We start from the raw sequence: 17,555 nt of genomic DNA, 5'->3' as shown, positions 1-17,555 counted from the left end.
GAACCGGGCGGGGCGGGAGCGTCAGGTCAGATACCGGTAGGCCGGTGAGCCCGGATCCAGCCGTTCGCACTGGATGGGCGAGGCGGCCATGCGTTCCAGGACGGACTCCAGCCCGTCCGGTGTGCCGAGCTCGATGCCGACCAGCGCCGCCCCGGTCTCCCGGTTGTTGCGCTTGACGTACTCGAACAGCGTGATGTCGTCGTCCGGGCCGAGCACCTCGTTGAGGAAGCGGCGCAGCGCGCCGGGCTCCTGCGGGAAGTCGACGAGGAAGTAGTGCTTGAGCCCGCGGTGCACCAGGGATCGCTCGATGATCTCGCCGTAGCGCGACACGTCGTTGTTGCCGCCCGACACCAGGCACACCACCGTCGAGCCCGGCGGCACGGTGATCTCGGCGAGCGCGGCCACCGCGAGCGCGCCCGCGGGTTCGGCGATGATGCCCTCGTTCTGGTACAGGTCGAGCATGGTGGTGCAGATCGCGCCCTCGTCGACCTGGAGCATGCGGAAAGTGCCTGCGCCGCTACGAGATTCGGACTGGGTCAGCAGAGGCAGCGAGGCGTGCGAGACCACCCGGCCGCCGAAGCCCGCGACCGCGGCGTAGGGCACCGCGCCGATCCTGCGCACCGCGGCGCCGTCGACGAACGGATCGATCTCCGGCAGCGTCACCGGCCCGCCCGCGACCAGCGCCGCGGTCATCGAGGCGGCGCCCGCCGGTTCGGCGCCGAGGATGCCGGTCTTCGGCGCCCGCGCGCGCAGGTAGGTGCCCACGCCCGCCAGGCAGCCGCCGCCGCCCACCGGGACGACCACCAGGTCGGGCGCGGCGCCCAGCTGCTCGAGGATTTCGGCGGCGATGGTGCCCTGCCCTGCGGCAGTGCGCGTGTCGTCGAACGGGGGCACCATGGTCGCGCCGGTGCGTTCGACGTCGGCGGCCGCCGCGCCCGCGGCGGCGTCGTAGGTCTCGCCGACGGCGATCAGCTCGACGAACTCGCCGCCGTGCACCCGGATCCGGTCGCGCTTCTGCTTGGGAGTGGTGGTGGGCACGTAGATGCGGCCGGTGATGCCCATGGCCTTGCACGCGAAGGCGACGCCCTGGGCGTGGTTGCCCGCGCTCGCCGCGACGACGCCCGCGGCGCGCTCCTCGGCGCTCAGCTGGACGATGAGGTTGTAGGCGCCGCGCAGCTTGTAGGAGCGCACGGCCGTGAGGTCCTCGCGCTTCAGGTAGACCTGCGCGCCGGTCAGTTCGGACAGTCGCGGGCTGAGCTGGAGCGGGGTCGGCTCGATAATGTCGGAAATTCGCTTGGCGGCGGCATCGATCTCGTCCGCGGTGAGCGCGGGACGAGAGGAAAACTGCTGATCCATTACATCAAGCGGATTGGACACTCGAAATATGCTGCCACCCGCCGCGACGCGAGGTCGCGGCGGGTGGGGCGGGTGGGGCGGTCGAGGGTCTCGGGTCACCGCGGGGTGAGTACGAAAACGGGGATCTGGCGGGAGGTCTTCGTCTGGTAGTTCGCGTAATCGGGCCACGCTTCGACGGCGCGATCCCACCACAGCTTCTTCTCCTCGCCGAACACCTCGCGCGCGATGTAGTCCTTGGAGACCTCGCCGTCGCGCAGTTCGACATGCGGTTCGGCCTTGACGTTGTGGTACCAGACCGGATGCTTGGGCGCGCCGCCCAGCGAAGCGACCACGGCGTACTCGCCGTCGTGCTCGACTCGCATCAGCGGTGTCTTGCGCAGCTTGCCGGTTTTCGCCCCCTTGGTCGTCAGCAGGACGACTGGCTTGCCCATTATCGACGTGCCCGCGGTACCGCCGGAACCCTCGTAGGTCTCGGCCTGCTTGCGGGCCCAGTCGGACGTGCTCGGTGCGTACTCTCCGGTTAGTGGCATACGACCGGCAACGCCGCACCCGCCGCCGGTGTTCCCGACCGGAAATGTTCGGTGGCCCGAAATTCGCCTTCCGTATATCCTGATGCCATGGCAACGGCTCACCCCACCACCGTGGACATCGCGGGTACCGCGTGGCCCGTGTACAAGCTCGAGGCGCTGGCCGCCGGGCTGGTGGCGGGTGTGCTGCTCTTGCTCATCACGGGCGCGCCGCAGGTCGCCGTGCTGGCGGCGGCCGCGATCACGGCGCTGCGCTGGACGCTCGGTTATGTGACAACGCGACGCGACGCCGGGGTGCTCCGGCACCGGCGGGCGCTGTCCGCGCACTAGATCGCGCGACGCCTGTCGCGGCATCCCAGCTCCCGATCGACACCGGATGCTGCCGGTCGAAGCCGTCGATTCGATCCCGGTCGTTTCGCTGTCCGCGTCGCCTGCCCCCTGCACGATCGGTCCGCGTCCGATGATCGGTGTCGGCTGAACGGTCCGTGGCCAGTGCCGGCATCGGCGTCCACTGTCCGTCCGTGGATCACTCCGCGTCCAACGGCAGCGCCGCCAGTTCCCCGCGCGAGACCACCCCCAGCTTCGGATACGCCTTGTACAGGTGATGGCCGACCGTTCGCGGGCTCAGGAACAGCTGCGCCGCGATGTCCCGGTTCGTCATTCCCTGCGCCGCGAGTCGCACGATCTGCAATTCCTGCGGGGTGAGCGCGGCGAGTACTCCCGACCCCGCCCGCGCGGCCGCGCCGACGCCGAGCGCACCGAGTTCGACGCGGGCGCGCTCGGCCCACGGCGCGGCATCCAGGCGTTGGAAGGTCTCCATGGCTGGTTGCAGCTGGGTCCGCGCGTCCACCTTGCGGCGATTGCGACGCAGCCATTCCCCGTAGAGCAATTGCGTGCGGGCGCGCTCGAACGGGCGGCCGCCGAGCTCGAGCGAGGTTCGGAAGTGCTCCTCGGCCCGGTCGTCCGGACCGAGCAGCGCGCGAGCGCGTGCGGCGAGCGCGCCGACCCAGTCCTGCCGCGAGGCCTCGGCCCAGCCGTCGAGGCGATCGAGCGCGTCGCCCGCGCGGGCCGGATCGGCGAGCCGCACCGCGGCTTCCACGAGATCGGGCAGCGAGCGCAGCCCGATGACCATGTGCCGGAACGGTTCCTCGGTCAGCGTCTCGAAACGGGACATGGCGCTGTCCACCCGGCCGAGGCCGAGGTCGAGCAGACCGAGCGCCGCGTGCGCCCAGCTCGCGCCGGGTGCGTCGGCGCCGCCGAACTCCTCGGCCAGTGCGCGGTCGGCCGCCGCACGGCAGGTCGCTTCGTCGCCGCCCAGCGCCGCGAGATAGGCGAGACAGGCGGAAAGCTGACTCACCCAGTGGCCCTGTCCGATGTCCTCGGCGATCCGCGCGCCCTCGGTGGCGACGACCAACGCCTCGCGCGGCCTGCCGAGGAATGTCTCGGCCTCGGCGCGAAAGAACAGCAGCGTCGGGAGCGGGCCGATCCGGCCCTGATCGCGGCAGTCCGCGACGAGATCCGCCGCCAGTTCCGTCACCTGTTCGTCGTGTCCGATCACGAGCCCGACGCCGCACAGCTGTACCAGGTCTCGCGCGTCCACCCCCGTGGCGCGGGCCGCGTCGACCGTCGCGCGCAGCTCGGCGCGAAATCGCCCGTGCACGCCGTCGAGCACGTAACCGGTGGTGTGCGACAGCGAATCGTCCTCGGGCAGCGGCAAGGTCGCGAGGCGCTCGGTGACCTCGCCGAGCTCCTCGTCCCCGAGATACCACGCGGTGTGCACCGCGACGGTCAGGATGCGCGCCGCGAGCAGCGGTTCCCGTCGCGCCGCGTCGGCCGCAGCGACGAGTCGCCGGTGCGCGGGAAGCCGTTTGCCCGCACCGAATTCCGCGAGACCGCGGACCAGGTCGAGCCGGGCGGCCAGCAGCGGGTCGGTGGTCTGCGCCGCGGCGCGCTCGGCCAGCCGGTCGGCCAGTTCGTGCATGCCCGTCTCGCCCGCGGTCTCGGCGGCGAGCACCAGCCTGCCCACCCGCGCCGCGGGATCGGTGCTCAGCGCGGCCGCGCGCTCGTAGGCGGCCACCGCGCCGTGATAGCCGCTGCGGGCGCGCGCCCGGTCCGCCGTGTCGGCCAACGCGGCGGCGACGGCCTCGTCCGGTCCGGTGGCCGCCGAGGCCAGGTGCCAGGCGCGCAGGTCGGCATCCTCCGGCGCGGTGAGCGTCGCGGCCAGCGCGGCGTGCGCCGCGAGCCGCTGGGCCAGCGGCGCGCCCTGGTAGATCGCCGAACGCAGCAGCGGATGACGGAACGTGAGCGCCCGGCCGTCGGTGTGCACCAGCCCGCCGTCCTCGGCCGGTTGCAGGTCCGCGAGGCCCGCCCCAAGCGTCGCCGCCGCGCGCAGCACCGGATCCACCTCGGCCGTACCCGCCGCCGCGGCGACCAGCAGCAGTGTCCTCGTGCCCGCGGGCAGCCTGCTCACCCGGCCGTAGAAGGCGACCTGGAGGCGTTGGGTGAGCGGCAGCGGATTCGGCCCCGCGTCGGCGGACTCGGCGGCCAGCACCGCGGGCAGTTCCCGCAGCGCCAGCGGGTTGCCGCCCGCCTCGGTGAGCAGCCGGCAGCGCAGCGTGGGGGCGAGATCCGGCGTGCCCGCGTCCACCAGCGCGGCGGCCGCGTCCTGGCGCAGCGCGGTGACCTCCAGCTCCGGCAGACCCGGCGCGGGGAAATCGTGCGCGCCCGCCCGGGTCGCGAAGATCATCGCCACGCCCTCCGCGTCCAAGCGGCGCGCCGCGAAGAGCAGGGTCTCCGCGGTCGCGCGGTCCAGCCAGTGCGCGTCGTCGATCAGGCACAGCAGCGGCCCCTCGGCGGCCTCCTCGGCCAAGAGCGAGAGCACCGCGAGACCGATGAGCAGCCGGTCGCCCGGTTCCTGCGCGCCCAGCCCGAACGCGCCACGCAGTGCCGCGCGCTGGCGCTCGGGCAGCGTGTCCACCAGCGCCATACCGGGGCGCACCAGCAGGTGCAGCCCGGCGAAGGGCAGCTCGGCCTCCGACTCGACGCCCGCGCTGCGCACCGACGGAATGCCTTGCGCGGCAGCGTAATCCAGCAGCGCGGTCTTGCCGATGCCGGCCTCGCCGCGCAGCACGAGGACGCCGCTGCGACCCTCCCGAGCGTCGGCGAGCAGTCGATCGATGCGGGCCTGATCGGCCTCGCGTCCGTGCAGCATCCGTTCACCGTAACCGGTCACCGACGGGCGTCACCTACGTCATCGGTCGCCGAAAGTACTGATACGTGACTGATTCGGGGCCCCCTCGCCTCGCCATACCTTGTTCTCACGGCGCAAGACAGCGCAGCAGAAACAAGGGAGAAAACGATGAACGACCTGGTCGCGCAGTACCTGGAGATCTGGAACACCACCGACGCCGCCGCCCGCTCGGCCGCGATCGCCCGGGTGTTCACCGACGAGCCCAGCTACGTCGATCCGCTCATGGCCGTCACCGGCCGCGCGGCGCTGGACGCGGGCATCGCCGCGGTGCAGGCCCAGTTCCCTGGCATGGTGTTCCGGCTGGCCGGACCGGTCGACGGACACCACGACCAGGTGCGTTTCACCTGGGAGCTGGGTCCGGCCGACGGCCAGGCGCTGGTGGTCGGCTTCGACGTCGCGGTACTCGACGAGGGCCGCATCGCGCAGGTGTACGGCTTCCTCGACAAGGTCCCGGCCGTCGCCTGACCCCGCCATTGCTCGCAAAACCCTTATCCAGAAAAGAGATTCGCCATGACCACCACCACCGCCCCCGGCTACCTGTCCACCCTGCTCGCCCCCGGCGACAAGCTGTTGCGTACCTCGTTGCGCCTGGACGCCGTGATCACCGGTGTGAACGGCCTGGCCTACCTGGCGCTGTCGGGTCCGCTGGAGTCGCTGCTCGGCCTCGACAGCCGCCTCGGTATCCCGATCGGCGTCTTCCTGACCCTCTACGGCATCGGCGTCGCTCTGGTCGGGGCGACCGCGTCGATCAACCGCACCGCGGCACGCGCGGTGATCGGCCTGAACGCCGCCTGGGTCGTGGTCAGCCTCGCCGCGCTGATCGAGGGCGCGCTCGACCTGAACGCGGTCGGTTCGGTCTGGACGGTCATGCAGGCCGGGACGGTCGGCGGCTTCGCCGCACTGCAATACCTGGGCCTGCGCAAGGCCCACTGACCGCAAAACCCCTCTCCGACAACACCACACGGCCCCGGCTCCCCGCCGGGGCCGTAGTCGTGAGCCGTCTCTGCACGCAGGCTTCACACGCCTCGCGCAGGTTGCGATCTCTGCGAAGCGCGCCGAAGGTCGGTGCAGGTCGGAGCCGGGTCAAGGGGGGTAGCGTCGGGTGCATGGCACAGGGACCCGTCGAGGCGAACGCCCCTTCCTTTCACGTGGACCGGATCGATGCCGGTCGGATCGACCAGTTGGTCGGGATTCTGGACGTGCAGGCGGAGCTGCCGGGAATCCGGCGGATGCGGGACTGGGCGCACGAGGCGCTGGCGGTGCGGGCGGGGGAGCGGGCCCTCGATATCGGGGCGGGCACGGGGTCGGAGGCGATGGTCTTCGCCGAGCGGGTGGGCGAGGGCGGCGCCGCGGTCGGGCTGGATCCGAACCCGATGATGCTGGCGATCGCCCGGCGGCGGGCCGAGGCGGCCGAATCGGCCGCGCGGTTCGTGCACGGTTCGGTCTATCACCTCCCGTTTCCGGACGCGTCCTTCGATGTCGTCCGCTGCGAGCGCGTCTACCAGCATCTCGACGATCCCGCCGCGGCCACCGCCGAGATCGCCAGGGTGCTGCGGCCCGGCGGCCGCGTCCTGCTGATCGACAGCGACTGGTACACCGCCATCACCCACCCCGGCGATCCGGAGGTCGTGGCCGCTCTGGCCGCCGCGATGCTGGCCGAGACGCCCAACCCCGCGTCCGGCCGGAGGCTGCACGGGCTGCTCGCGGCCGCCGGTTTCGCCGTCGACGACCAGGGATCGGAGGCGGTGGTCTGGGACCCGGTGACGGCGCGGCCGCTCTTCCAGCAGATGAACGAGCAGGCCGTGCAGCAGGGCACGGTCACCCGCCAGGAGTACGACCGATTGATCGCCGATCTCGACGCGGGCATCGCGCGCGGCGACTTCCACTTCTCGGTCACGATGTTCGCGGTACTCGCGCACAAGGCCTAGAGCTTCCGACCGAAGGCGGTCCGCCGACCGCGCACGGCCGGAGCGAAGGCGATTCATCCGTCTCTGAGTAGCCCGCACCGAAAAGTCCCGGCTCGACCGGGGCTTCTTTCGTCGAAACGCGTTGAAAGACAGCGTTTTCATTAACGGCCGCCGGCACCTGGGCGATGATTCGAGTAGTCCAGTACGCGGGTTTCCTACGCGAATTCGAGGGGAGAATTTCGCCCATGAAACGCCTGGTGGTTTGTTGCGACGGCACCTGGAAGGCCGAGAACAGCAGCACCGTATCGAACATCGTCAAAATCGCACAGACCGTCCGCATGGAGGCCCCCGGGCCCGACGGGCAGCCGGTCCGCCAGCACGTGATCTACGTATCCGGCCCCGGCGCAAGAGGTTTCACCGCGGACCGGCTCATCGGCGGCGCCTTCGGCTTGGGCCTGGAGGCGAATCTGTCCGCCGCCTACTGGCAGGTGGCCGTCAACTGGGAGCCCGGCGACGAGCTGTACATCTTCGGCTTCAGCCGCGGCGCGTACACCGCGCGCAGCCTGGTCGGCCTGATCGACTGCATCGGCATCATGAAGCCCGATTCGATGATCGCCGGAAACTACCCGAAGGCGTTCAAGATGTACCGGCGCCGCGCCCGCAACAAGGTGATGTGGTGGCGCAAACCGCCCACTGACAAGGAGGTGCGCGCCTTCCGCCGCGAGCACAGCCATCGCAGGCGGGTCATCGACTTCATCGGCGTGTTCGACACCGTCGGCGCGCTCGGCGTCCCCGGCCTGACCTCCTGGCGGCACCGCTTCCACGACGTCAAACTTTCGCCGCGGGTCCTGTGCGCGCGCCAAGCCCTCGCCATCGACGAGCGGCGGCGCAACTTCGAGCCTTGCCTCTGGGAGGTGCCGGTCGAACTCGGCATCAAGTACCGCCGGATCAAGGACCGCAAGGCCGACCGCGTCAAGCAGGTCTGGTTCGAGGGCGTGCACAGCGACATCGGCGGCGGCTACGACCAGTGCGGGTTGTCCGACATCACGCTCCGCTGGATGGTCGCCGAGGCCGAGGCCGAGGGACTCGCGTTCAACAGGGAACTGCTCGGGGAACTGGCGGCCAAGTGCGCGGGCAAGGAAGACCACATGGAGCGGCACAAGTCGCTCGGTCCCGGCTTCGCCCTGCTCAACATGGTGCGCACCGTCCGAAGCCCGATGCGGCCCAGGTTCTACCTGAACTCGCTGCGGCGGCTCCGGCTGCCGGCGGACAACGGCGTGCTGCTCGCCTCGACGGTGCACGACAAGGCCGAGTACCGGCCGCACAACCTGCGGCACTGGCAGCAGGACCTGGGCGGGAAGTTCCCGGCCGAGCTGATCGAGAAGATCGGCCCGCCCGACGCCTCAACGCACCAGCAGGGCGACGGGGAGCCGAGCGAACAGCTTCTCCAAGCGCGCCCGCCCCTGGAAGGTGTGGCCGGTGAGCCGGTCGGTCCAGTTGCCCTGCGGTAGATCGAGCGCGGTGTCGCTCCAGCCGGAGTCGGTCAGGCCGACACTGTGCCTGGTGGTCGCGACGATCACCTCGGGCGGCTCGCCGACCCGCCCGCGCGCGTACGACACCAGCCGGGCCGCCTGCTCGCCGGTGGCGAACAGCGGGAGGTAGGCGCCGCCGACGAAGCAGTCGGGACGCTCCCTGCGCAGCCACAGCGCGTAGGCGACGATCCACATCTTCGCCGCCCCGGAGGTGTCCAAAGCCGGTGTGCCGGTGAGCGATTGCAGCATGCCGGTGCGCGCGGGGAAGTCGACAGGACGGCGGTTGTCCGGGTCGACCAGCGAGTCCTCCCACAGCTCGCAGCCCTGGTACACGTCGGGGATGCCCGGCCCGCACAGCTGAAGCAGCTTCTGCGCCAGCGCGTCCGACCAGGCGTGCGGCGCCAGGTCGTGTACCAGGTCGCCCAGTTCCGCGCCGACGGGGCCGTCGATCACCACGTCCATCCAGCTGTGCACGGCCGCCTCGAACTCGGCGTCCGGCTCCTCCCACGAGGTGCGGGTGCCCGCCTCGCGCATCGCCTTCTCCGCGAACAGATGCAGACGCTCGCGCAGTCCCGGCACCGAGGAGGCCGGGCGGCCGTCGGCGGGCCAGACGCCGAACATGTTCTGCAACACGAACAGTGCCGTCGCGCCGTCCGGCGGGGGCGTATTGTCCAGCCAGGTCTCGACCGAGCGCGCCCAGGTCCGCGCGACCTGGGAGAGCACCCCGATCCTGGCACGCACGTCCTCGCCGCGCTTGGTGTCGTGGGTGGACAGCGTGGTCATCGTGGCGGGCCAGCGCTGGGCGCGCTCGAGGTTGGCGAGGTGGAATTCGTTGAGCGAATGACCGAATCGGGCCGGATTGCCGCCCACCTCTTGCAGCGAGGCCAGCCGCGCCGCCTGATAGAACATGGTGTCCTCGACGGCCTTCGCGGTGATCGCGCCGCCCACCTGGTTGAACCGGGCGGCCGCCTCCGCACCGACGGCCAGTGCGGTCACCAGCACGTTCAGCGGCGCGGTGAGCTCGCTGTTGCGCTTCTCCACCTCGGCGATCACCGCACCCGTCATCCCGGCCAGCGGCGCGTAGTCGGCGCGGTAGACCGGCATGAAGGCCAGCACCTCGATGGTGGCGTTGGTCAGCGACATGGCGTCGAAGCTGTCCGCGCGCGCGTCGCGCTTGATCGCGGTCACCAGCCGCCGGATCTCCGGCGCCAGAATGCTTTCGGCGACGGCGCGTTTGATCCGGTGCTCGGTCTCGCCGATCCACGCGCGGTCGCTGCCGTGCCCGGCGAAGCGGCGCGAGAGCTCGGTCAGCGTCTGCTCGCCGTCGGGATCGATGAGCACGCCGCCCAGCCCGGCCAGCGCGTCGTAGCCGGTGGTGCCGTCGATCGGCAGCGTCGCGTCCAGCGGCTCCCGGTTGGCGAGGATCTTCTCCACCAGCAGCAGCCGATGCGGACCGATGAGCTGGCGCAGCCGAGCCAGATACGCGGCGGGATAGGACAATCCGTCCGGATGGTCGACCCGCACGCCGTCGATCAGATCGTGTTCGCACCAGGCCGCGAGTTCGCGGTGGGTGAGGTCGAAGACCTCGGGGTCTTCCTGCCGCACCGCGGCCAGGCTGCTCACCGCGAAGAACCGCCGGTAGGTACACACCCCGGCCTTCCAGCTCACCAGGCGATAGTGCTGCTTGTCGTGGATGCGCAGCGCGTTGTCGCCGTCGGTGCCCGGCGCGATCGGGAAACGCAGATCGTGCAGCGCCAGCATCGGTTCCGGGCCGGACCGGTCCACGCTGAGCGCCGCGGGATCGTTCTCGCTGTGCAGCACCGGCAGCGCGAGTCGCCCGCCCGCGCCGTTGCCCGGGCTCCAGTCGATGTCGAAGAAACGCGCGAACGGCGAGTCCTTGCCGTTGCGCAGCACATCCCACCACCACCGGTTCTGTCGCGGATCGGCGACGCCGACGTGGTTGGGCACCAGATCGACGATGAGGCCCATGCCGCGGGTGCGCACCTCGTCCGAGAGCGCCTTGAGCCCGAGCGGACCGCCGAGCGCCGCCGAGACGGTGCCGGGGTCGGTGACGTCGTAGCCGTGCGTCGAGCCGTGCGCCGCGGTCAGGATCGGCGACAGGTACAGGTGCGAAATGCCAAGCTGCTGAAGGTATTCCGCGATCGCCCTGGCGTCGGCGAAGGTGAGCGCGTCAGGCCGGAGTTGCAGCCGGTAGGTGCTGCGCACGGGGATCTGCCGCGCCAGTGCGCGTCCGCGGGCGATGGGGTCGGTGTGATGTGTCGGAGTCGGTGTGTTGGATGCGGTCATATGGGTGTCGGTCATGCGGGGCAGCGGAGGACGAGCAGACAACGGGCGGGGACGGTGAGGGTGGCGGCGGCCGGATAGTCGGCCTCGGCGCGGCCGTCGGGCGTCGAGCAGTCCAGCGCCACCGTCCACGGACCTCCGTAATCGGTGCCGGGTATGGCGAAATCGAGCGCCGAATCGTGGGCGTTGAAGCACAGCAGGAACGAATCGTCGGTGATGCGCTCACCGCGCGGACCCGGCTCGGGGATGCCGTCGCCGTTCAAATAGACCGTGAGCGCCTTGCCGAAGCCGCTGTCCCAGTCCGCGTCGGTCATCTCCTCGCCCGACGGGGTCAGCCAGGCGATGTCTCGCGCGTGCTCCTTGGCGCGAACCGGTTGTCCCGCGAGGAACCTGCGCCGCCGGAAGACCGGATGCCGGGTCCGCAGCGCGATCACCGAGCGCGTGAACTCCAGCAGATCGGCATTGGTCTCGGCCAGCGACCAGTCCATCCAGGACAGCGGCGAATCCTGGCAGTACACATTGTTGTTGCCCTGCTGGCCGCGGCCCATCTCGTCGCCGTGGGCCAGCATGGGAGTGCCCTGGCTCAGCACCAGCGTGGCCAGCAGATTGCGAGTCTGCTTGGCGCGCAGTGCATTGATCTCCGGGTCGTCGGTCGGGCCCTCGACGCCGCAGTTCCAGGATCGGTTGTAGCTCTCCCCGTCACGATTGCCCTCGCCGTTGGCCTCGTTGTGCTTCTCGTTGTAGGACACCAGATCCCGCAGCGTGAACCCGTCGTGCGCGGTGACGAAGTTGATGCTCGCGCTCGGCCTGCGCCCGGTCGCCTCGTAGAGATCCGACGAGCCGGTGAGCCGAGAGGCGAACTCGCCCAAGGTGGCAGGCACACCGCGCCAGTAGTCGCGGACGGTGTCGCGGTACTTGCCGTTCCACTCCGTCCACAGTCCGGGGAAATTGCCCACCTGGTAGCCGCCCTCGCCGACGTCCCACGGCTCGGCGATCAGCTTGACCTGGCTCACCACCGGATCCTGTTGCACCAGATCGAAGAACGTCGAAAGGCGGTCCACGTCGTGCAGTTCGCGGGCCAGGGTGGCGGCCAGATCGAAACGGAAGCCGTCGACGTGCATGTCCAGAATCCAGTACCGCAGCGAGTCCATGATCAGCTGCAAGGTGTGCGGATGCCGCACGTTGAGGCTGTTCCCGGTGCCGGTGTAATCCATGTAGCGCCCCGGATCACCGTCCAGCAGACGGTAGTACGCGGCGTTGTCGATGCCGCGGAACCCGAGCGTCGGACCGAGGTGATTGCCTTCGGCGGTGTGGTTGTAGACCACGTCGAGGATCACCTCGATGCCCTCGGCGTGCAGCGCGCGCACCATCGCCTTGAACTCGGTCACCGCGGCGCCGCCGCGCGGGCTGGCCGCGTACTCGTTGTGCGGCGCGAGATAGCCGAAGCTGTTGTAGCCCCAGTAGTTTCGCAGGCCCTGGTCGAGCAGCACCCGGTCGTGCAGGAACTGGTGCACCGGCATCAGCTCGATCGCGGTGATGCCGAGGCTCTTCAGGTGCTCGACGACGGCCGGGTGCGCGATGCCCGCGTAGGTGCCGCGCAGTTCCTCCGGCACCTCGGGATGGGTCATCGTCATGCCCTTGACGTGCGCCTCGTAGATGACCGTTTCGTGGTACGGCCGGTTCGGCGCGCGGTCGGAGCCCCAGTCGAAGAACGGGTTGATCACCACGCCGGTCATGGTGTGGCCCAGCGAATCCAGGCCGTGTGTATAGAGAGACGGGTCGTTGTCGAATTCGCCGTCGAACGCCTTGCCGTACGGGTCGAGCAGCAGTTTGCTCGGATCGCAGCGCAGGCCGCGGTCCGGGTCGTAGGGGCCGTGCACGCGAAAGCCGTAGCGCTGGCCGGGCCCGAGGGTCGGCAGGTAGGCGTGCCAGACGTAGCCGTCGACCTCGTCGAGCGCGACCCGGGTCTCCGTGCCGTCCTTGGCGATCAGGCACAGCTCGACGGCCTCGGCGACCTCGGAGAAGACCGAGAAGTTGGTTCCTGCGCCGTCGTAGGTCGCCCCGAGGGGGTAGGCGGTGCCTGGCCAGACACCTAGTGGTGTCACCTCGCCGGGCGCTGCGTCGGGCTGAGCCATGGCAACGACAGTAGCGTGAGGCATACGGCAGGGCGGCGCACGGCCGCGCTGTCTCATTCGGCGGGCAGCCAGCGGCGCTCGTAACCGGCGCGCCGCGCGATCCGGGCCGATCCACCCAGCAGCGCCCGCTGTACCCACGCCGGAATGCCCGCGAGATAACCGTCCTGATAGTCCCAGAGCAACGCCAGTGCCAGCGGGTCGCGCGGCACCCGTCCCACGGTGGTCTTGCCCGCCGCGTCGAGCGCGCACCAGAGCCGGAACATGTCCCAGTGCCGCAGCGGCGGGCGGATCTCGTGGTCGAACCGGGTGTCGGGCGCCTCGCTCCAGAATTCGTGCACGGCGCGCGGCGGGGCGGTCACCGTGTCGCCGGGGTTCGCGACGATCTCGACACCGTCGACACGGAAGCGCAGACGGCCCTCCCGCACGGTCCAGCTCTCGGCGAGCTCGGGATGCCAGTGCGGCCCCGCCTGCCGCTCGACCGTGCGCACCAGGTGTTCCAGCCGCAAATACGGTCCGCGGTCGTCTATCCCGCGATCTACGAGGGTGATTCGGTGGCCGTTGGCGAAGGTGAGGACGGTGTCGCGCATACTCCAGATATAAAGGTAACCTTCATAATGTGTCAACGCCCGATACCTTGCTGAAGCTGCTCGTCCAGGCCGCAGGCGCCTACGAAAAGGCGCTAGATCGCGAACTGCGCGCCGAACTCGACCCGGAGTTGCGGCCCGCTCACTACGCGGTCTTCCGTCATCTGGATCCGGAGGGCTCGCGGATCACGGCGTTGGCCGAAGCCGCGGGCATGACGCAGCAGTCGATGGGGGAGTTGGTGACACATCTGGAGCGCCGCGGTTATGTCGAGCGCACGGTCGATCCGTCCGACCGTCGAGCCCGCGTGGTCGTCACCACCGCGGCCGGGCGTCGCGCGCTCGCCCTCGCCGCCGACCGGATCGCAGGTATCGAGCGGATCCTCGTGGCCGACCTCGGCGAAGACGCGGTGCGCAGACTCCGGGCGTCGCTGGCCCGGGTGCCGGTGGTGATCGACGAGGCGATCGGCGGGGATTCGGCAGAGAAGTAGAGCCTCCCGGTCGACGGATTTCGTCCGGCCGCGCACCCTATGCGGAGCTCGGCTGCTAACTTGAACACCGTTCAAGCCTGTCGACCGCGAGGGATTCCTGTGGCACTGACCCCCGACGAGATCACCGCCATCGACGCCGAACACGTCTGGCACCCCTATGGCGGATTCCCGGCCTCGACCGCGCCGCTGGTGGTGGCCGAGGCCTCCGGCGCGCGCCTCACACTGGCCGACGGCCGCGAACTGGTCGACGGCATGAGCTCATGGTGGGCCGCGGTGCACGGCTACCGGCACCCGGTGCTGGACGCGGCCCTGCTCGCGCAGTCGCAACGGATGAGCCACGTCATGTTCGGCGGGCTCACGCACGAACCGGCCGCGCGCCTGTCCCAGCTGCTCGTCGAGCACACGCCCGCGGGCCTGGAGAAAGTTTTCCTGTGCGATTCCGGCTCGGTCTCGGTCGAGGTCGCCGCGAAGATGTGCCTCCAATACTGGCGCGGCGTCGGCAAACCCGAGAAGCGCCGCCTGCTGACCTGGCGCGGCGGCTACCACGGCGACACCTTCACCCCCATGAGCGTGTGCGACCCCGAGGGCGGCATGCACTCGCTGTGGACCGACGTCCTCGTCGAACAGGTCTTCGTCTCCACGCCGCCGCGCGAGCACCGTGCCGACTACGTGGCCGAACTGGAACGCGCCATCACCGCCCACGCCGGTGAGCTCGCGGCCGTCATCGTGGAGCCGGTCGTGCAGGGCGCGGGCGGCATGCGCTGGCACGATCCGCGCTACCTCGCCGACTTGCGCCGCCTGTGCGACGCCAACGACGTGCTGCTGGTCTTCGACGAGATCGCCACCGGATTCGGCCGCACCGGCGCGTTCTTCGCGGCCGACCACGCGGGCGTAGCCCCGGATGTCCTGTGCGTCGGCAAGGCGCTGACCGGCGGCTACCTGACCCTGGCCGCCACGCTGTGCACCGCGAGGATCGCCGAGACCATCAGTGCGGCGCACGGCGGGCTGATGCACGGGCCCACCTTCATGGGCAACCCCCTGGCCTGCGCGGTGGCCGTCGCGTCGATCGAGTTGCTGCTCTCGCGGGACTGGCGCGCCGAGGTCGGCCGGATCGAGTCCGAGCTCATCGCGGGCTTGGCTCCGGCGCGCGAGCTCCCCGGCGTCGCCGATGTCCGGGTGCTCGGCGCGATCGGCGTCATCGAGCTCGAGCGGCAGGTCGAGATGCGCGCCGCCACCAGGGCCGCGGTCGACGCGGGCGTCTGGCTGCGCCCCTTCCGGAACTTGATCTACACCATGCCGCCGTTCATCAGCAGCGCCGAGGAAGTCGCCACCATCGCCGCCGGAATGTGCGCGGCCGCCGCGGTGCGCAGCCCCGCCGGGCTATCCTCCTGAACGGTGTTCAAGTATGCTGCGGAGCTGTGATTACCGATCCGTTGAGCTGGTTGGACGAACGGGCAGCAGAGCGGGTGACCGCCGGATTGCGCCGGGAACTGCGACCGAGGAAACCGGACACGCCGTCGATCGACCTGGCCTCCAATGACTATCTCGGTCTCACCAGACACCCCGAGGTGATCGAGGGCGCGATCGAGGCCGTGCGGCGCTGGGGCGCCGGATCCACCGGATCGCGGTTGGTCACCGGAACCACGGCCGATCACGAGCGGCTGGAAGCCGAACTCGCCGAATTCGCCGGCGCCGAGGCGGGCCTCGTGTTCGCCTCCGGCTACGCCGCGAACCTCGGCGCGGTCACCGCCCTCGCCGGCCGCGGCGCGCTGATCGTCTCGGACGCGGGAAGTCACGCCTCCCTGGTCGATGCCTGCCGCCTGTCCCGGTCCAGGGTGGAGATCGCCCCGCACTGTGACGTCGACGCCGTGGACCGGCTGCTCGCCGCACGGACCGAACGGCGCGCGCTCGTGCTCACCGATTCCGTCTTCAGCGCCGACGGCGATCTCGCTCCGCTGGCCGAACTGCACCGAGTGACCCGAGCGAACGGCGCGGTCCTGCTCGTCGACGAGGCGCACGGGCTCGGCGTGCGCGGCTTGGGCGGTCGTGGTCTCGTGCACGAACTCGGCCTGGCGGGCGAGCCGGATGTCGTCGTCACCGCGACACTGTCCAAGGCCTTCGCCGCCCAGGGCGGCGCGGTGCTCGCCAGCGAGCGGGTCCGCGCACACCTGATCGACGCGGCGCGCACCTTCATCTTCGACACCGGACTCGCGCCCGCCGCGGTCGGCGCCGCCCGCGCCGCACTGGGATTGCTGCGTCGCGAGCCCGAGATGGCCGCGCGGGTGCTGCACCGCGCCGCGGACATCGCGCGGATCGCGGAGGTGCCCGCGCCCGACTCGGCGGTCGTCTCGGTGGTGCTCGGCGAGGCGCAGGTCGCCTACGACGCGGCCCAGGAATGCCGGGCGCGGGGACTGGACGTCGGATGCTTCCGTCCGCCGTCGGTGCCGGAGGGCACCTCACGCCTGCGGCTCACCGCCCGCGCCAACCTGACGGACGCGGAGCTCGACACCATCGCCGACGTCCTCGGCTCGGTGCTGGCCGAGGCGCGCGGACTGGATGTGGTGCCCGCATGAGAGAGCGCAGCGAGCGAATCATGTGCCAGCCCTATAGGGGCATGCCGGAGCCGAGCGTCAGCGAGGCGGAGGCATGACTCTGCTGCTGATCACCGGAACCTCGACCGACGTCGGCAAGACCGTCGTCACCGCCGCGCTGGCCGCGACCGCGCGCGCCGCCGGACGGTCGGTCGCGGTGTGCAAACCCGCGCAGACCGGCATCGCGCCCGGCGAACCCGGCGATCTCGCCGAGGTCGAGCGGCTCGCGGGCCCGATCAAGACGGTCGAGCTGGCCCGCTACCCCGAGCCGCTCGCCCCGGACACCGCCGCCCGTCGGTGCGGCCAACCGTTGCTGACGCTCGCCGAGACCGTCGCGGCCGTCCGCGCCGTGGACGACGCCGACCTCACCCTCGTGGAGGGCGCGGGCGGGCTGCTCGTGCGGGTCGGCGAATTCACCCTGGTCGACCTGGCCCGTGAACTCGACGCGCCCGTGATCGTCGTTGCCGCCGCCGGACTCGGCACGCTGAATCACAGCGAGCTGACCGTCCGTGCGCTCGAGTCGGCGGGGGTCCGCTGCGCGGGACTGGTGATCGGGGCGTGGCCGGCCGAGCCGGATCTCGCCACCGAATGCAACCGAACCGATCTTCCGCGCGTGACGGGTGTCGATGTGGTCGGCGTGGTCCCCGCGGGCGTGGGCGCGTGGGATCAGGAACGGTTCGTCGCGGCGGCTCCGGGCTGGTTCATTCCGGGTTGGTCCGCGCATCGTTGATCGTTAAGCGTCGATTTACCGCTTCTACCAGCGGATTTGACATCGTGCTCATCGCTACGTAACTTTATCCAGGTCAGAGCGACACGGACACCGACCCGGAGCCGAGAAGCTAAGCCGAAAGGCTGGGCGAGGATCTGGGAAACGAGGTAGG

At 70.5% G+C, this 17,555-nt stretch carries 15 protein-coding genes; 9 read left to right on the top strand and 6 right to left on the bottom strand.

The window, feature by feature from the left end:
* Positions 1 to 21: 21 nt before the first annotated feature.
* Together ilvA and AC3EO7_RS36680 are read right to left on the bottom strand one after the other, a co-directional pair.
* Positions 22 to 1,356, bottom strand: a complete 1,335-nt coding sequence (ilvA, locus tag AC3EO7_RS36685; RefSeq protein WP_431972216.1) for a threonine ammonia-lyase IlvA — start codon at positions 1,354 to 1,356, stop codon at positions 22 to 24.
* A gap of 95 nt (positions 1,357 to 1,451) precedes the next feature.
* Entirely contained in the window at positions 1,452 to 1,886 is a 435-nt protein-coding gene (locus tag AC3EO7_RS36680) for a nitroreductase family deazaflavin-dependent oxidoreductase (RefSeq protein ID WP_431972217.1), read from the bottom strand.
* A gap of 87 nt (positions 1,887 to 1,973) precedes the next feature.
* Here AC3EO7_RS36680 and AC3EO7_RS36675 point away from each other — a divergent pair, with 87 nt between their 5' ends.
* Positions 1,974 to 2,213, top strand: coding sequence for a hypothetical protein (locus AC3EO7_RS36675; RefSeq protein ID WP_431972218.1), 240 nt, complete (start codon positions 1,974 to 1,976; stop codon positions 2,211 to 2,213).
* 196 nt (positions 2,214 to 2,409) lie between these two features.
* Here the strand turns inward: AC3EO7_RS36675 and AC3EO7_RS36670 are convergent, their stop codons facing one another.
* Positions 2,410 to 5,115 carry a helix-turn-helix transcriptional regulator gene (locus AC3EO7_RS36670; protein ID WP_435593724.1) on the bottom strand — a complete coding sequence of 902 codons (2,706 nt, stop codon included), beginning with the start codon at positions 5,113 to 5,115 and terminating at the stop codon, positions 2,410 to 2,412.
* Between the two features lie 126 nt (positions 5,116 to 5,241).
* Between AC3EO7_RS36670 and AC3EO7_RS36665 the strand changes: the two genes are divergently transcribed.
* The 4 genes from AC3EO7_RS36665 to AC3EO7_RS36650 all read left to right on the top strand — a co-directional run bounded on the left by AC3EO7_RS36665 (position 5,242) and on the right by AC3EO7_RS36650 (position 8,551).
* The gene (locus tag AC3EO7_RS36665; RefSeq protein WP_431972220.1) at positions 5,242 to 5,598 is read left to right on the top strand and encodes a nuclear transport factor 2 family protein; all 357 of its coding nucleotides are present in this window, start codon (positions 5,242 to 5,244) and stop codon (positions 5,596 to 5,598) included.
* A 45-nt stretch (positions 5,599 to 5,643) separates the two neighbouring features.
* Positions 5,644 to 6,066 (top strand): hypothetical protein, encoded by a 423-nt coding sequence (locus tag AC3EO7_RS36660; RefSeq protein ID WP_431972221.1) that lies wholly within the window; start codon positions 5,644 to 5,646, stop codon positions 6,064 to 6,066.
* Between the two features lie 173 nt (positions 6,067 to 6,239).
* Positions 6,240 to 7,061: a methyltransferase domain-containing protein gene (locus AC3EO7_RS36655; protein ID WP_431972222.1), complete on the top strand. Its 822-nt coding sequence runs from the start codon at positions 6,240 to 6,242 to the stop codon at positions 7,059 to 7,061.
* A gap of 224 nt (positions 7,062 to 7,285) precedes the next feature.
* Entirely contained in the window at positions 7,286 to 8,551 is a 1,266-nt protein-coding gene (locus AC3EO7_RS36650) for a T6SS phospholipase effector Tle1-like catalytic domain-containing protein (protein ID WP_431972223.1), read from the top strand.
* On the opposite strand, the gene treY is transcribed toward AC3EO7_RS36650, so the two are convergent.
* Genes treY through AC3EO7_RS36635 form a run of 3 tightly spaced genes read right to left on the bottom strand, consistent with a single transcriptional unit; the run spans position 8,444 to position 13,598 of the window.
* Positions 8,444 to 10,894, bottom strand: coding sequence for a malto-oligosyltrehalose synthase (treY, locus tag AC3EO7_RS36645; RefSeq protein WP_435593723.1), 2,451 nt, complete (start codon positions 10,892 to 10,894; stop codon positions 8,444 to 8,446). The genes AC3EO7_RS36650 and treY overlap by 108 nt on opposite strands.
* Complete coding sequence (gene glgX, locus AC3EO7_RS36640) at positions 10,891 to 13,011, bottom strand: glycogen debranching protein GlgX (protein WP_431972225.1); 2,121 nt, start codon at positions 13,009 to 13,011, stop codon at positions 10,891 to 10,893. Before glgX ends, treY begins: the two co-directional genes overlap by 4 nt.
* 53 nt (positions 13,012 to 13,064) lie before the next feature.
* Positions 13,065 to 13,598 (bottom strand): cupin domain-containing protein, encoded by a 534-nt coding sequence (locus tag AC3EO7_RS36635; protein WP_431972226.1) that lies wholly within the window; start codon positions 13,596 to 13,598, stop codon positions 13,065 to 13,067.
* A 29-nt stretch (positions 13,599 to 13,627) separates the two neighbouring features.
* On the opposite strand from AC3EO7_RS36635, the gene AC3EO7_RS36630 reads away from it, so the two are divergent.
* The 4 genes from AC3EO7_RS36630 to bioD all read left to right on the top strand — a co-directional run bounded on the left by AC3EO7_RS36630 (position 13,628) and on the right by bioD (position 17,404).
* Positions 13,628 to 14,083: a MarR family winged helix-turn-helix transcriptional regulator gene (locus AC3EO7_RS36630; protein ID WP_435593722.1), complete on the top strand. Its 456-nt coding sequence runs from the start codon at positions 13,628 to 13,630 to the stop codon at positions 14,081 to 14,083.
* A gap of 99 nt (positions 14,084 to 14,182) precedes the next feature.
* Positions 14,183 to 15,475 carry an adenosylmethionine--8-amino-7-oxononanoate transaminase gene (locus AC3EO7_RS36625; RefSeq protein WP_435593721.1) on the top strand — a complete coding sequence of 431 codons (1,293 nt, stop codon included), beginning with the start codon at positions 14,183 to 14,185 and terminating at the stop codon, positions 15,473 to 15,475.
* Positions 15,476 to 15,501: 26 nt separating this feature from the next.
* The gene (locus tag AC3EO7_RS36620; RefSeq protein WP_431972229.1) at positions 15,502 to 16,656 is read left to right on the top strand and encodes an 8-amino-7-oxononanoate synthase; all 1,155 of its coding nucleotides are present in this window, start codon (positions 15,502 to 15,504) and stop codon (positions 16,654 to 16,656) included.
* 73 nt (positions 16,657 to 16,729) lie between these two features.
* Positions 16,730 to 17,404: a dethiobiotin synthase gene (bioD, locus tag AC3EO7_RS36615; RefSeq protein ID WP_431972230.1), complete on the top strand. Its 675-nt coding sequence runs from the start codon at positions 16,730 to 16,732 to the stop codon at positions 17,402 to 17,404.
* Positions 17,405 to 17,555: the final 151 nt, after the last annotated feature.

This window comes from Nocardia sp. bgisy118, assembly GCF_057708605.1.
The sequence above is the reverse complement of the archived record's forward strand: the minus strand, read 5'-3'. Positions and strand labels throughout refer to the sequence as shown.